The following is a 15,876-nucleotide window of genomic DNA, read 5'->3' as shown; positions in this document are numbered from 1 at the left end:
TTAATCCTTGATAACATAGTCAAACAACGCATTCATCATTCCATCGGGATGACTACGAATAATAGTGCTCATCCCCAAAGATGAGGCAATTTGAGCCAGGCGTTCACTGATAACCAGGCAGGTTTTCTGGCGCAGCCAATGATGAGCATCTTTTTCAAATAGTTTAAAAAGATGGTGCATGGACTGCTCACTAGTTAACAGTATAATATCCACTAAATCATCGCGCCATATTGATTTTACAAATTGATGGTTTATTTTGGGCATCACGCGCTGGTATACGTTTAGAGCGAGCAAATTAACTCCTTTATTCAAGAGTGTCTCTTCAATAAGTGCTCTGCCTCCTGCTCCTTTAAATATAAGGATGTTTTGCTTTTGCGGTTGCAGCAAGCTGGAGAGTGTCAATAAATGTTCACTATCTGCTATTTCTGGCATGGCATGAATCGGGATATTAAATTTCTTGAGTGCAGCAGCACACCCTTGGCCTATGGCAATCACCCTAATTGTTGCCGGCCAGCGAAAGCCTGCTTGTTGGAGTTGTGTAAAGCACTGTTCTACTGCATTGGCACTAACAAAAATGGCTTGATCTACTTTTTTTAAATCAGGCAAAGTACTGAGCCAATCAGGCGTTGCCTCGATAGCTAAGGTTGGTAACTCAAGGACAACACCATCTGCTGCGCGGATAGCATTACTTAAGAGCTCGGCTTGTCCTTGGGGGCGCGTATTTAAAACACGTAGCCCGTGCAGTGAGCGACTCATTTAGGTATTGCTGCAAGAAGGGTGGCGGCTCCCTGTGTCAGCAGCGATTGCGCGCAGTTATATGCTAAAACCGTCGCCTTGTCCAGAGCCCCGGTTTGTTGGTTTTGAATGATTTTCGAGCCATCCTGATTTAGTATTTTTGCTTGCAAAAACAATTGATTAGATGTGGTTGGCGCACAAAAAACAGCTAAGGGGACATGACAATTTCCACCTAATAGAGCATTGACTTGACGTTCAGTATGCACGCAAACAGCCGAAAGTGGATCGTTTAAGCCGGCGAGTAGTTCGTGTATTTCTTGATCCTCAGTTCGGCATTCGATTGCTAAGGCTCCTTGGGCGCAGGCAGGTAACATGATTTGTTCCGATAATTGTTCGCTGATTGCGTGATTAAATCCCATGCGCTCAAGACCGGCGGCGGCGAGGATAATGGCTTGGTATTCACCTGACTCAAGTTTAGCAAGACGCGTATTAATATTGCCACGTAATGGTTTAATGCATAAATCTGGTCGGTAGGCGAGTAATTGGGATTGGCGTCTAAGGCTTCCTGTCCCTACAATCGCTTGTTGCGGAAGATCCACGAGCTTGGCATAGTGCTTGCTGACCAATACATCAAAAGGGTTATCGCGTTTGCAAATTGCCGCCAAGCCTAATCCGGCCGGAAATTCAGCGGGCATATCTTTGGCTGAATGCACGGCAATGTCTGCTCGGTTGTCCAGTAAGGCTTCTTCTAATTCTTTTACAAATAAACCTTTGCCACCAACGGCAAGCAGTTTATCTTTAAGGAATTTATCACCAGATGTTGTCATGGGTAAGAGTTCAACTTGAAGCATTGGCCATTGTTTGAGCAGCAGACCACGAACATGATTAGCTTGCCACAAAGCAAGGGGGCTTTGGCGGGTGGCAATATGGATTATTCTTGAGTTCATAGGGTTACAGGCATTTATTTAATGATGCCTTATCATAGCATTTTATTTAAAGAATGTGTGCTCGCAAAGTTAACCCGGGTGTCCCCGGGTTATATTATTTTATTTGGCTGCGCGCAGTGCGATTGCCATAAAAATATAAGTCCAACCACTGACGATCATGTCAATCGCAATAAACATTCCAATCACCCATAGCCCGCTCATTGGCCATTGTATGAGAATTAATATACCCAGGATTAGTGAGGTGATTCCTGCGAACAATATCCAGCCCCAACCTTTGCTGTCTCTTAAAGAGATGGCCATGGAAATTCGGGTAACTCCAATGATAATTAACGTCCATGCTAGTAAGGCGGTAATTATGGTTGATGCAAGCAGAGGATCATACAAGACAATGCTTGCTGCAATTAGGTACAGAATCGCAATCAGGATTTGCCAAACCGCCCCTTTCCATTTTTTATATTTAAATGCATCGGCAAAGTGCGATAGTCCAGAAATCATTAATAAGACGGCAAAAAAATACATACTGACAATGGTCAGCGCAATTTCCATGCCAAAACCGATACAACCCAAGAGCAACAGCACGATCCCTAAACCTAAAAGCCATCCCCAATGACGCTGTAAGTTTTCTGTACCAGAAATATCGATAACACTATTTGTATTCGCCATATCAGTTCCTTTTAATGGTTGTAACTTTAATATAGCCTATTTTTGCCCATTGGCACGTAAACCATTAGAATAAACATTATTTTATGCAAATTTTTTTGGATTATTTGTAATTTTAAAAATATGCTGCTTAATTGGCGGAATTTTCTTAAATTAAATCACAAGTTAGCTCTTGCAGGCTGGAAAAAAAGTTCACTTATCGGTATGATTTTTAAATGGTGTTAAAAAGGTGTGCGGATATGAAATGGTTCGTTGTCGTGTTATTGTCGTGTTGTTCGCTTGTCCTTTATGCAAGTGACGATGCTGAGCGTCAAGAAACGCAATTAAGAATTCAACATGTAGGTCAAGTCTCGCTCCAAAGCCAGCCGGACTCTGAAATTAAAATGCCTGCTCCGAAGGCAAAAAAAGAACCGGGGCAGGCAACCTATGAGCAGTATTGTTCAGTGTGCCATAAAGATGGTTTAGCGGGGGCGCCTAAATTTAGAAATGAACAAGACTGGAAACCGCGTTTAGGCGGTAGAACGTTAGAAGATTTGGTTGCTTCGTCAATAAAAGGTTTAAATGCTATGCCCGCAAAAGGAACTTGCCTTAAATGCAGTGATGACGATTTAAAGGCTGCAATATCTTATATGTTGCCTAAATCATGACAAAATTAATGTATAAACGCATACAAACATTTAATGCAACCATTACTTTATTGGTATTATTTGCCTCTTTTTATTTTCAGTACATCATTGGCTTAACCCCTTGTCCTTTATGTATTATGCAGCGTGTTTGTGTCTTTTTATTATTGGCGGTCATGGGCTTTCGTTTCAGTACCTTAAAACGGGCACATTGTATTAGCTTCTGGCAAATAATCTTTGCGGGCGCAGGCTTGTTTTTTGCCGCGCGTCAATTATGGTTGCAATCTTTGCCTGCATCACAAGTACCTGCCTGCATGCCAGGCCTTGATGTTTTAATCCGTTATTTTCCCTGGAAAACGGTAGCGCAAACTTTATTGTGGGGAACTGGTGATTGTGCTGAGGTCACTTGGCGTCTTTGGGGGATTTCCATGCCAGGTTGGTGCGCGATGTACTTTATCTTTATGATCATTATGGGCTGCTTCTTGTTCTGGTGTACGCGACCATCACGCAATTTTGGCAATTATTAATTAACTTCGATACTCATCCGCAGTAGCGTGGCGAAACCGGGAATTTGCTGATGCTGTGCCCGGATGCCAATCTGCTGGAGCATGAACTTTTTAGCTTGAACGGGCGTTAATGAACTTCTCTTGGCGGCAATTAAATCGATACTGTGGTATTGAGACTATCATGTGTACCTGATGTTCCTGTAGCGCTTTCTCGCATGTCTTGCCCATAAAAGGCTTGGGGCGAGTATGTTGGCACTTTATTTTTTGAAAAATGAAGCATCTGATTTTTAAAGGCCGCGATACGTTCTTTAGATTCGGCTGTTTGTTCTATGTTTAGCGTTTGTATTAATTCCAGTAATAACTCGCGTGGTTGATGACAGATGATTAACATATCACACCCAGCAGCCAGTGCTTTTTCAGCTCTGGTGGTTAAATTACCAATGTCCGCTCCTTTCATACTTAAACAATCACTTAAAACTAGGCCTTTAAAGCCTAATTGAGTACGTAAAATATCCTGCAACCATATTTTGGAAAAGCCGGCGGGGTTTTCCTTATCGATGGCCGCGTAAGTTACATGTGCGGGCATTAGTGCGGTTAATAAGCCCTTGTTTATGAGCTCAACGAATGGTTTTAAATCGTTTGCTGCTAATTCGGTCATTGATGCTTGAGAAACTGGCATCGCAATATGGGAGTCAGAAACAACAGAGCCATGTCCTGGAAAATGCTTGCCCACCGCGGGCATGCCGGCGGTATTCATACCTTTAATAAATGCCCCTGCTAAATCGATAATTGCATCGGCATCTTTATGAAAAGCGCGGTTTAAACCGGCAATAACCTGGCTTTTGTCATGCACATCAAGAACCGGAGCAATGCTCAAATCAACACCACAGGCCAGTAATTCTTTGGCCATGATTTCACCATATTCTTGAGTATAGGCGATGCCGATTTCGTGATTTTTATCATAGGCACGACCATACGCCCGCGCGGCAGGCAGGGCGCTAAATCCTTGGCGTTGGAAGCGTTGTACATTTCCACCCTCATGATCAACGGCGATAAATAGCTCAGGGTTGATTTCGTCAATGTCACAGATGAGCTTGGCTAATTGTTCTGGATTCGTGAAATTACGCGTGAATAGAATGACTGCGCCTACATTAGGCTGTTTTAAAATCGTGTGCTCTAGTGCAGAAAGCTCTGTCCCTTCAATATCAACCATGAATTGCGATGACATAATTGTTATCCTCATTTAACTTAGCGCTTTATTTTATCATAGGTTGATCAATGTTTAACATTCCTAAATACTGGTAATCTGAGTTTGAGTTAGCTATTATCCCTTTTTTCGAATTATTGTTAATATTAATGAAAACCTTTTCCTGCGAAGTGCTGTACAGGCACTCAGCCACTAATGCACGCGTGACGCGTGTTACTACTGCACATGGTGAATTTATAACGCCTGTATTTATGCCAGTTGGCACCCGTGCAGGCGTTAATAATATGACCCCTAATGAACTGCATGCCGCACACAGCCAAATTATTCTAGGTGGTAATACCTATCATATGTTATGCGCTCCAGGCATGGAGGTTATTGAACAGGCGGGAGGGATGCATCCGTTTATGGGTTGGCACGGCCCGATGTTAACGGACAGTGGTGGTTTTCAGGTTTTTAGTTTATCTAAGAATAAAGAAATTTGTACTATCGATGAGGAGGGGGCGCATTTTAAGCTGCCTGGTAGTCAAGGATTAATCCATATGACTCCAGAAATGTCCTTGGAAACACAAAAGATTATTGGCGCGGATATTATTATGGCCTTTGATCAATGTACCCCAGACAGTTGCACTAAAGATGAGGTAGGGCAAATCATGACCCGTACGCATCGTTGGTTAAAGCAATCACTGCAGTATCATCAACAGCACCCCAGCTCTCGTTATGGCTATCAGCAAGCGTTGTTTGGTATTATTCAAGGGGGTATTTTTAAAGATTTACGCCGTGAAAGTGCTGATTTTGTTTCCTCGATGCAGACAGATGGTATTGCTATAGGCGGTGAAACAGTCGGTTTTGATATGAAAACCACCGTAGAAGTGATTCGTTGGGTGCGTGATTATTTGCCGGAAAATAAACCACGCTACACCATGGGGGTTGGGATGTCACCGCAAGATCTTTTGGACGTTGTTGCTGAAGGAATAGATATGTTCGACTGTGTTGCACCAACACGCAACGCACGACATGGGGCTTTGTATTGTGGCGAAGTGGTGCAAGAAGGTAATTGGTTGCGTTTTGCCAGCGAACATGAAAATGAGCGTATTCAAATTAAAAAATCATGTTTTGCTGATGATCCGTCACCAATTATGGCGCATTGCACCTGTTATACTTGCTGTAATTATTCACGCTCTTATTTACATCAGTTGTTTAAACAAAAGGCTAATCTTTTTACCGCGCTAGCCAGTATTCATAACATCCATGTGATGCATGATGTCTGTGATAAAATGCGCGAGTTAGTAATTAATTCACAGGAGATATAATGGTCGTTATTAGCACATCTAAAGGTGATATTCATATCCAGTTAGATACAGAAAATACTCCAGTTACCGCTGAAAATTTTCTAAATTATGTTCGCGAAGGCTTTTACGATAACACAATTTTCCATCGTGTTATTGCCGGCTTTATGATTCAAGGCGGTGGGCTTAATTCGGATATGGAACAAAAGCCAACGCAAAGCCCAATTCAAAATGAAGCCAAAAGTGGTAAGCAAAATAAGCGTGGTACTATCGCTATGGCAAGAACAATGGATCCGCACTCAGCAACGGCACAATTTTTCATTAACGTCGCGGATAATGGGTTTTTAAACTACAGTGGCGATAATATGCAAGGTTTTGGTTATTGTGTGTTTGGTGAAGTAGTTGAAGGTATGGACGTAGTTGATGCGATTGCTAAAGTGAAAACTGGACAAAGTCATGGCCATGCAGATGTACCGGCTGAAGAAGTGAGCATTCTTGCAGTTAAAGAAGTTTAAAGTAAATTTGCTTCCCGCCATTCGGGTATGATCTCCCTGGGGCGGGGAAAGGGATTCTTACGGGGACAACGTCTGCCCCTCATTCACCAAAAGGCCTTTTTGGTTTTGTGTATGAGCGAATAATGAATGCTTGGAATTTTTTAACGAATATGAATTCTTTTTTAGCTCGGTTAAACAGGAGGACATATTTTCTTTGTGCTCATTTAAATATTTAACCAAGGCAAAAGGTATTTCTAATTCTTCTTCCCTATGTGGATACATATCAACGCTGAAATAATGATCCAAGGGTTTACCTTCATATTTAGGATATGGCTGGCTTGGTGGTTTAATCTCACAAGTGCACGTGCATGCTTCCTCTGACGATGGTGAAAGTGTGTAGGATCCCAGATCATAACCCAGTGCTTTTAAATTCATATGTTGATTGAAATCAAACGTTTTTACTTTAATTATGGTTTCTGCAAAACTTGATGCAGGATAGATTATCCCTTTTTCACCATACCAAGGATCAATTATCCACGCGTTTTCTCCCCAAGATTTATAATCAGCAAGTGCCCCCTCTCGATTTACGATAACATAACAGTGATTAAAATCTAATGCTTCAACAAATTCAATCCGGTTGATCTCTTCGCTATGTTCCCAGAGATATTTGACTGTAAGCGCTGCTTTAAAATCGCAAGTTCCCCCACCTAACTCTTTGGCGGTCATTGCGAGTAATAAAACCCATATTTGTCTATGCTCTAACTGAAATACATCTAATGTGATTTTTTGATCAGTAAGTTCTAGAGGACAAAGTCGTAAAGAGGATGGGCCAATTTTTTTGTAACGGTAGAGCCAAATTTTCTCTGTGTATATAAAAATACCTTGATTAGGTTTATATGTAGCATTCTGCTCTTGGTCCTCTTTAGTTGCTCTATTGGAAGGAATAAAATAAGTTTCATTGGTTCTGAGGCTAGTAGCTGTTCTGGTCCAAAAATTGGTTCTTTGCTGGTCTGCCAATTTGTTAGAAGAGCCTAAAGGGCAAAGGCTCGCCACATATTCTAGCGCTCTTTTTAAATTCGGTGGAGGTAATTTTTCCTGAGTTATTTTTTCTTTCATTTCTTGCTATTAAATAATTAAAGAAAAGTGCCAAGCAATAGCAATAATAGCTAATATCGCACAGACTTAAAGCTGATTATGATATCAAAAAAACTTGCTTTACGCGATTTGATAGCCTGTCATTGAATCAGTTTCATCGTATAGTGTCTTTTAGTAAAGCGACACATATTCTACTCTCCTTGCATAACCGCATCTGTTGTTAGTTATGCAAGAGCAAGAGTTTAATGACTATTTTAGCGGTGACATTCGTTGAGAAGCGTACTCTAAATGAGCTACGACTTTATGTTGCTCATAAAGAAGTTTCTCATTGCACTTCAATCCATACCAAGTACTGCCTGCAAGCTTGCCTAATTCATCAAGTAAAAATGAAGATAAGGAATGTCGATGGTAGGTTGTAGAAGGATTCTTTAGCAAATTATTGACTAACCCTTCTGCATCTGTTCCTCTTCTTGTAATTTGCGCGACTAAATCGGTGGCCCGTCTTTGCCCCGTTGAGCCATGGCGTAACCAGCTAAAAAAACCATTCGGACCACGATGATCCGCTTCGCTGCTATACCATGCTTGATATTTTTCTACTGCCTGTATAACAGCAGATATCATTAATTCATTCATTCTACGAGCCGCAACTTGTTTTTTAAAATTCTCTGCCATTACTCTGTTGTACTCTGTGTGCAATAGAGCTAAATCAGATTGTTGTGTCATTTGTTCTTCTACAGGCAATTTATCCATGCAGCCCATATTTATTGTGTATCTACCGCCTACAGTTCGATCGCTTCCTGCATTGAGAAGAACAGCATTTACCTTGTTAGCTAATAATTCCTGTCCGTACTGCAAGAAATCCTCATGAATAATTGGCTTAATGTATTGATTGCTAAGGGCGGATAATTGTTTCTGTAGTTGGTCTTTTTGGGGGGCTTTAGCCCAAACAATCCAATCGACGTGTAATTGCTGTCTTTGTGCGGCTTGAGCAAAAGCTTTATACATCAATTCCCTGGCTTTAATTTGCGAGACTGGATCAAGAGTTTTGATGTAAAGGCCGACACCAAACGCAGGCATCACCAATCGTTCATGACCATGTTGTTTCGCAGCAGACACAATAAAATCAGCTAATTTGTCACATTCTTTTTGATATTCTGCGGTATTAAATACACCATTAGGATTAAACTTTGCTGAATCATGAGGAGAGGTCCCCATAAGATTAATGGCGCAGGTAGTAATAATAGGAATTTCCGTTGGTGTAGCAAATTGGCTATCCAAATAGAAATCAACAGGGCCGTAAACTAAGCGCTGACGAGTTAAATGGCGATAGGCATTTGCTCTATCTTTATCTGGTGCCAGAAGAGATAAATAACGGTAGGCATTTGCTTGATCCTTATCAGATGCGCGATGAGTGATACGAGCTCCCTTCGGAGGTATATAGCCTATGCGGGTGGCTAATAATTCATCTCCAGGCGTAATGGCCAAAAAATCATCTGTAAAATGAACCTGTTGTCTTGCTAAATTTTTTTTAATCCTTTGAGCTCTAGTTTGTTGTGCAGCATTTAACGGTTTATTTTCTATGTAGCTAACAAGAAAGCTCATTTGCTCTTGATAATATTGTGTGTAATTCAGTGGTCCAGGCATAATAATGTTCTCAATTATTTTCTAGTTAAATAAAATTTAGCAATGATTTAATTGCTAAAAGAATGGTTTTTACTTTGATATGAAGGTGTTATCAGCGAGCACATAGGGATGTGCTCGCATTATAACTTGCTGTTGTTTATTTGTACATAATGGTTGGTTTAAATAACCACTCAATGTCTCTTTAGAGGAGCTGTGGAACAAGTAATAAAAAGTGATTTTGTTGCAAAGAATCAGGCTAGCCAATAATCGTTCGCCCAATCAAATACTGCAATAATACGTTGAACAAGAGCATAGATTGGTGAATAAAGTCACTAAACCTGTGAAAGGACTTAAGACCTTTCGCTGTGCGCCAAGGAAGGCTGAAAGCCGAGGCGCATAGCCCGCGCTAGACTGCGATTTACGCAGACAGCCCGCAGGGATGCGGAGTAAATCTTTATGCCGTCGTTAAGTCATTGGTGCAGGCATACGCTTTGCTCGTTCAGAGCAAACGTGCCGGAAACAGGACGCTCACGGCCTTTAACCTGTCGCGTTGGCGAGTGAATTCCGGGGACTGGGATGCCCCGGAATTTTTAACGAGGTAGCGATACGCTTGCACTTTGCAGACTCAGCGTGGTATATTAATGATCATGTCGGTAAAATTGTAAAAACATTGAATTAAGAACTTTCTTATTGTTACATTAGGTCTCCTTGAGATGGCGTGGAGAGATTACCTTTTTCTAATTAATGTGCTTCCTTTTATCGGATCTGCCGCGTTATCGTGCTTAATTCTTGTCTTGGGTTGACTATCTTCTTTGTTGCAAATCATTCTCGAATGACCGGACAGCGAACCGTTTTAGACAAAAAATAATTTATTTGGAGAATCATATTATGATAGATAGAAAGACCTATAACCAACTTAGTAGTACTTTTGATGAATGGGAGCACAAGCGTTTAACGCAACCAAATAACAAGCCTCAATTGATTCTTGATTATGATGAAGTATTGAGCGACTTAGAACAAATATTCACTAACGAAGAGAATTCGAGAAGTGTAGAACAAAGTAATCATCTTATGATTCTTGACGATGATGAGGTATTAAGCGGCTTTGAAAAACTACTACCTGACGAAGAGAATTTGAGCGATGTAAAGCCCAATAGTAATCCTCCGGGGGCTAATTTATATAATTGGAAGCTCAATTCTGGTGAAGTTAAAGTAAGACAAGCCGAAAAAATTTATTCAGAAACATGGGAAAATTTTAATGTTGCAATGCAAAATACGGAGTCTCAAAAGGGGAATTTATATTTTTTTGATCTGAAGTCTAATAGAGTGCGAGTAACGAGTGCTGAAAAATGTTATCCAAATTTTAGGCGCATTAATAGGCATTTAAACGAGTGGAAATGGTTGGATAGTGAGTCAATCCCTGCAACTTCCACATCGCAAATAACTGCTGAAACGGCTCTTGATAGTGACCAAAATAAGAAAAATACTGTGACAAGATCCTCTTCGCGGCTCTTTGATCAAAAGCCTACGCGAACACACTTAAGAGATAACCAGAACGTGAAAGAATCGGGTTCAGATTTTTCACTTTCTATGTAACAAGCGTGGCCGGGCAACAAATTGCCTGGCCTGCATTAGATTATGGATGACTTAGGGAGCAATTAAGGAGTAGCTGGGACAATGATGATGTCTTTATCTATTATAATGATTTTTCCTTTTGGCCCCATTTAAATTTTTATGGGGTGGATTTTGTGGATCCTTTTTTTGTTCTTGTGCATGATCTTTAAATAAACGCTGTTTGCATTTCTTTACTTGTTTCTCTTTTGGTGGGCACAGGGAAGACAACTGTTCTAAGGTAATTAGATTTTGAGCTGAAAGTTCTTTAAAGATATGTCTTTGATGATGAGCTGCCAAGAATGAGAGAACATTTTTTCCCTCATCTTTTTTTCGTTTATTGATGATAAAATAGCTTAGCAGGCTTGTTTGTTTTTTGGGAGAAGAAGATAAGTGCTCTGAGGTAACCAGCTTTTGGCGTAAAAGCGCTTCGATAATTTCCCATTGCTGATGTCGTGCTAAAAGCCAGAGCACATTTTTTCCTTGGCTGGGGCCATAAGAAAGGGTAGAAGAGAGTTGAGCTGACGTAATCAATTTTTGCTGCAATAACTCGTTGATGAGACCCCATTGATGGTTACACGCTAAAGCCCAAAGCACATTCACATTTTGTTCTGGCCCTTGTAGGGGGACGCAAGATAGTTGCTCTGAGGTAATTAGTTTTTGACGTAAAAGTTTTTCAATTATTCGCCATTGGCGATGATAAGCTAAAAAGCTCAATACATTTATGCCTTGCTCATCACCTTCGTGAAGCATGGATGAAATGTGTTGCTGAATAATCAGTTTTTGCTGTACTAGCTCTTCTATTATTTCCCATCTACACTTATACGCTAAAATCCATAGCGCATTGCCTCCTTTGTTTGGACCTTGTTGTGGTGCAAATGATAGTTGTTCTGAAGTAATTAGTTTTTGGCGAACCAATTCTTTGCATATATTCCATTGACGATGATGGGTTAAACACCACAATAGAGTAAGTCCTTTCTCTTGTCCATATTGGGGGATAATTGATAAGTGTTCTGAGATGATGAGTTTTTGCTTTAAAAGTTCTGTAAAAATATCCCATTGGCACTGAAACACTAAAAGCAACAGAATATTTTTTCCTTGTAATTCCCCTTGTTGTGGCACGGGAAGTAATTGTTCTGAGGTAATCAACCTTTGTTCTAAAAGTTTTCTGAACAACCCCCATTGGCCATAACGCACTAAAATCCACAGTATGTTTATACCTTTATCTTCAGCTTGTTCCGCTAAAGAAGAGAACTGCTCTACAGTAATTACAAGGTGATTTAAAAGATAATCCAGTATTTGCCATTGTTGTTTGGCAGCCAAAAACCACAATATATTTTTTCCTTGATTTTCTCCTTGTTGCGGTTTGGAAGATAGGTCTTCTGATCGAAGCAAATTTTTGTTTATCAGCGCTGTGATTATTTCCCATTGATTATGATTTGCAAAAAGCCATATTATATTAATTCCTTGATATTCTCCTTCTTGAAGTAAGAAGGAAAGCTGTGTTGCTGTAATTAAATTTTGTTGTATAAGTTCTTTGATTATTCCCCATTGGTTACAACAAGCCAAAAGCCATAGCACGTCCATTTTTTTATGCTTTTCTTGTTGGGATGTTGCATCTAATTGCTCGGAAGTAATGAGCTTAAGATGTAAAAGTTTGTTTATAAAGTGCCATTGTTTCATATTAGCCAAAAGCCGTAACGTATTCACTCCTTGATAAGCTCCTTCCACTGGGGCAATCGTTAACTGTTTGGTAGTAATTGATTTGTTTTTGATTAATAGATCAACGGAGTCCCACTTTTTATAATGTACTAAATACCACAGTAGCGTCGTAGCCTCACCTGCATCCTCATTATCATACATTTCATCAAGTACCTCGTTTATAAAGGTCGGATCTTGGAAGTGGCGGGTGTTTTTTAATTCAAATAAATAATTTAATATTTCATCAGGATAGGCAGAGATTAATTGATGCAATCTATTGGAATCAGAATAGAATTGCTCCTTTAAAAGAGGAGTCAAGTCATTGTTCTCTATAAAAAATATAAGACCTAATAACATATGTTCTAAAATAATATCGGAAAACGCATCACTTAATGGATTTAACAGATGCAAAAATTGTTCTCTAGCATTAGGATATTCCACTAACAACTGTTCCATTACATAACAGTAATTAATCATCGCTTCAGGCGATAAATGGTTCCTATTAATTTGTTGTATGGTTTCCAGCGTGACTAATTCGGGATTACCTTGGTTTTCACACCACAGTAGTTCATTGTAATAACTGATAGAGACATTATCATTGATCGGCAGGCTACGTTTTCTCTCCTGATTTAGGTAGCGTTCGCTAAAATTTTTTATTACTTTGGGGCTAAGTGTTGAATTTAGCATCGTTAGATCATGGAGCATGAAATCCCCATCGTCTTGTGCGCTGCCTAAATCATAAATGCTGAGTTCGAATAATGCCGCATATTTTTGATTCCATTGTTCCTGGTAAAAAAAAAGGCGACTTAATTTTTCTGATTCAGAAGAGCTGATATAAGGATTATTATGCAGATCCTTAAGAAGAGCATTATAGAGTGTATGCCAATTCTCTTTGAGCTTATCAAGGAGATTATTAAGCACAATTTTCGGAGTAAAACGCTCATTGAGCATCTTTTTAAACTCTTCTAAGTCAGTTGAATTAATATTTTTTAATGCATAATGAATGAAATTATCTTCTTTTAGTTTCAGTCCATAATCTTTAGCTACATAATTGTAATAGGCATTTACATAGTGAATCTCGTTTCCTTTTGTATTGCCATATTGCTGTCGAATTTCTGTTAATGCTATTTGTTGAATAAGGGTGACTTTGATTTTATATAAGATTTCATTGAGGCCTGTATGGGCTTTTAAATCATCCTTGGCATCGATTACATTGGTTAATACACCACCAACACAAACGACAATTCCTTTTTGCAAATTAGAGAGCACATTTTTTTTCCCATCAACAGAAATTTCATTATTTTCTATCAGTAAGAGCAATTCTTCTAGCGCTTTTTTCCCTTGGTTAAAAAGCACTGCTTCGCCAATATCAAAATGTCTTCTTGCCGCAAATAAATTTTCTTTAAATATTGAGATTGCTGAGAGATTATTTCTTTGAGGAAAAATTTCCTGGATATTATGATTACTACACCATTCGTCTATCTTAGTTAATAAGATTTCAAATTGAGTTTTAAATAATGAAAAAGAAGAAGATTGCCTAAATTCGACTAATTGCTTATTGGTATCCTGTTCAGAAACAGCAACAAAGTATACAGGCGCTTCATTATAAACCGTAGAAAAGTCATTCAGATCTTGCGGTAATGAAAGATTGATGAAATGCTGATTAAAGAGGTTGCTATTCATGGTCTGCCATAAAGTGGTTTAATTAATGATTAATTGTACTCTTATGGCTCTGTTTGCGCAATAAAAAGCATAAGGCTTTATGTAGAGGGAATCCTTCTCTTTAATCAAGGATCTTTCAAGGACGGTGTGGGACGGTTTCCATCAAATATTAATTATTTTGTATCATTTTAAACAGAGGCTGGTTCTTGAGCCTTCCTTGTCTTTGTACTGAGGCGTGGCTCGACGTTTAGTAACTTAAATTTGACGGAGGTACTTTTTCCAGTTAAAGTTCGTTTTTTCAACTATTTGATTGAAATTAAATAGTAATTAATCGTTCACTTGGAGTAGCGCTATGTCCTTAAATAGACAAAATCTAGACCTAGGTGCTGAGAGAGAGATACTCCAGAACAATGTCGAAATTTTAAATAAATTAAAATTACTTGCTCAGCAAGAACAAAAAGATGAACGAATCAATAAACAACTTTTGGAATTGATTAATCATGCGGGGGAATTAAGGCATTCTGTAGCCTTAAATCAACAGTTAGAATTAACCTATTCGATGTTAATTGGTACATTATCTCCTCAAGAGTATATGGAGAAAGCCAGAGAAATACAGGGTGAAACCTCTCGCGGGTGGAAAATCTTTGGTGGCCTGATGATGGCTTTGGGAGCACTGCTAGCAGTTACGGGAGTTGCCTTCTTAGCCGTATCTGTTGTAGCGCTTGATCCGGTGATTGCGCTGGGAGGCATGGCAAGTCTTGAGTTTGGTTTTGAATGCCTTATAGGCGGAGCTGGTTTCTTTTCTTTTAGTCCCGGTAAAAAAGCTGCTTATAAACAAATGGAAGAATTTTATAACGTTAAGAAAAAGGCATTGAGTAACGGTGAAGGAAATTATACTGCTATTGAAAATAATTCCTCTGATGCAATGGCTCGTGCGCTGTCTATATCAATGTAATAGAATTTTCATTAACAGAATAAGTTTTCGAAGGGCTTACTTTTTGTTGCCTCTAGCGTTTCTTGGTGTTTTCTGAATAGTCAAAAACGGGTATTTCAATGTGAAAGAAAATTGCCAATAAACGCGCGCTAAAAATACTAATTAACGTAATGATAATATTTATATTTTGCGAGATCTGGAAGTAATCTAAGGTAATAAACAGCAAGGCTCCGGCCAGGGCAATAACCGCGTAAAGTTCTTTGCGCAGTACTAAGGGAATATCATTACATAAAATGTCACGCAACATGCCGCCACAAATACCGGTAATCATACCGCTAATAACTGCAATGCTGGGGGGTAAGCCATAATTTAGCGCTTTTAATGTGCCAATGATGACAAAGGTCGATAGTCCTAGTGCATCAAGGATTAAAAAGATTTTCATAATTCTTATTAATGAATGAGCAATAAATATGGTTAGAAAAGCACACAAGGAAGTATATAATAAGTATTCAGGATGAATCACCCAGGTCAGAGGATATGTGTTAAACAGGGCATCCCTTACGGTGCCACCACCAAGTGCGGCAATACAGGCAATAAGCATGACACCAAAAAAATCCATTTTTTTACGGCCAGCGGCCAAGGCACCTGTAACTGCTTCTACACAAATACCCATGATGAAAAGATAATGGAGTAACATATGGCTCACTGCCTTTAAAAAGGTCAATAATAGCACTATTAGGTCAAGCGGCGGAAGAGCGGGTTCAGTTAAAATTGATTTTTTATTTGGAGAAT

Annotated in this window: 14 protein-coding genes; 6 read left to right on the top strand and 8 right to left on the bottom strand. The window is 39.4% G+C overall.

Annotated features, from left to right (window positions below):
- From LDG_RS14340 to LDG_RS14330, 3 genes are all read right to left on the bottom strand, one after another.
- Complete coding sequence (locus LDG_RS14340; RefSeq protein WP_006872142.1) at positions 1-756, bottom strand: uroporphyrinogen-III synthase; 756 nt, start codon at positions 754-756, stop codon at positions 1-3.
- A complete protein-coding gene (gene hemC, locus LDG_RS14335; protein ID WP_006872141.1) occupies positions 753-1,682 on the bottom strand; it encodes a hydroxymethylbilane synthase in 930 nt (309 codons plus the stop codon). The genes LDG_RS14340 and hemC overlap by 4 nt, the downstream gene beginning before the upstream one ends.
- Before the next feature lie 99 nt (positions 1,683-1,781).
- On the bottom strand, positions 1,782-2,345 hold the full coding sequence (locus LDG_RS14330) for an HdeD family acid-resistance protein (RefSeq protein WP_006872140.1): 564 nt from the start codon (positions 2,343-2,345) through the stop codon (positions 1,782-1,784).
- A gap of 236 nt (positions 2,346-2,581) precedes the next feature.
- Here LDG_RS14330 and LDG_RS14325 point away from each other — a divergent pair, with 236 nt between their 5' ends.
- On the top strand, positions 2,582-2,989 hold the full coding sequence (locus tag LDG_RS14325; protein ID WP_006872139.1) for a c-type cytochrome: 408 nt from the start codon (positions 2,582-2,584) through the stop codon (positions 2,987-2,989).
- Positions 2,986-3,492, top strand: a complete 507-nt coding sequence (locus LDG_RS14320; protein ID WP_040536028.1) for a disulfide bond formation protein B — start codon at positions 2,986-2,988, stop codon at positions 3,490-3,492. Before LDG_RS14325 ends, LDG_RS14320 begins: the two co-directional genes overlap by 4 nt.
- Positions 3,493-3,622: 130 nt before the next feature.
- On the opposite strand, the gene nagZ is transcribed toward LDG_RS14320, so the two are convergent.
- Positions 3,623-4,699, bottom strand: coding sequence for a beta-N-acetylhexosaminidase (gene nagZ, locus LDG_RS14315; protein ID WP_006872137.1), 1,077 nt, complete (start codon positions 4,697-4,699; stop codon positions 3,623-3,625).
- A gap of 128 nt (positions 4,700-4,827) precedes the next feature.
- Between nagZ and tgt the strand changes: the two genes are divergently transcribed.
- Both tgt and LDG_RS14305 read left to right on the top strand, forming a co-directional pair.
- Complete coding sequence (gene tgt, locus LDG_RS14310) at positions 4,828-5,988, top strand: tRNA guanosine(34) transglycosylase Tgt (RefSeq protein WP_040536025.1); 1,161 nt, start codon at positions 4,828-4,830, stop codon at positions 5,986-5,988.
- A complete protein-coding gene (locus LDG_RS14305) occupies positions 5,988-6,479 on the top strand; it encodes a peptidylprolyl isomerase (RefSeq protein WP_006872135.1) in 492 nt (163 codons plus the stop codon). The genes tgt and LDG_RS14305 overlap by 1 nt, the downstream gene beginning before the upstream one ends.
- Before the next feature lie 57 nt (positions 6,480-6,536).
- Here LDG_RS14305 and LDG_RS14300 read toward each other — a convergent pair whose 3' ends face one another.
- Both LDG_RS14300 and LDG_RS14295 read right to left on the bottom strand, forming a co-directional pair.
- Entirely contained in the window at positions 6,537-7,574 is a 1,038-nt protein-coding gene (locus LDG_RS14300) for a hypothetical protein (RefSeq protein ID WP_006872134.1), read from the bottom strand.
- 228 nt (positions 7,575-7,802) lie between these two features.
- Positions 7,803-9,197, bottom strand: a complete 1,395-nt coding sequence (locus tag LDG_RS14295) for a hypothetical protein (protein ID WP_006872133.1) — start codon at positions 9,195-9,197, stop codon at positions 7,803-7,805.
- Between the two features lie 867 nt (positions 9,198-10,064).
- On the opposite strand from LDG_RS14295, the gene LDG_RS14290 reads away from it, so the two are divergent.
- Positions 10,065-10,772, top strand: coding sequence for a hypothetical protein (locus tag LDG_RS14290; RefSeq protein ID WP_006872132.1), 708 nt, complete (start codon positions 10,065-10,067; stop codon positions 10,770-10,772).
- Between the two features lie 93 nt (positions 10,773-10,865).
- Here LDG_RS14290 and LDG_RS14285 read toward each other — a convergent pair whose 3' ends face one another.
- On the bottom strand, positions 10,866-14,171 hold the full coding sequence (locus LDG_RS14285) for a ferredoxin reductase domain-containing protein (RefSeq protein WP_006872131.1): 3,306 nt from the start codon (positions 14,169-14,171) through the stop codon (positions 10,866-10,868).
- Positions 14,172-14,502: 331 nt separating this feature from the next.
- Between LDG_RS14285 and LDG_RS14280 the strand changes: the two genes are divergently transcribed.
- Entirely contained in the window at positions 14,503-15,105 is a 603-nt protein-coding gene (locus tag LDG_RS14280) for a hypothetical protein (protein ID WP_006872130.1), read from the top strand.
- Between the two features lie 52 nt (positions 15,106-15,157).
- On the opposite strand, the gene LDG_RS14275 is transcribed toward LDG_RS14280, so the two are convergent.
- Positions 15,158-15,781, bottom strand: coding sequence for a trimeric intracellular cation channel family protein (locus LDG_RS14275; protein ID WP_006872129.1), 624 nt, complete (start codon positions 15,779-15,781; stop codon positions 15,158-15,160).
- Positions 15,782-15,876 lie beyond the last annotated feature (95 nt).

The organism is Legionella drancourtii LLAP12 (genome assembly GCF_000162755.2).
GTDB lineage: Bacteria > Pseudomonadota > Gammaproteobacteria > Legionellales > Legionellaceae > Legionella > Legionella drancourtii.
Note: the sequence above shows the minus strand (reverse complement) of the source record. Positions and strands in the feature narration are given on the sequence as shown.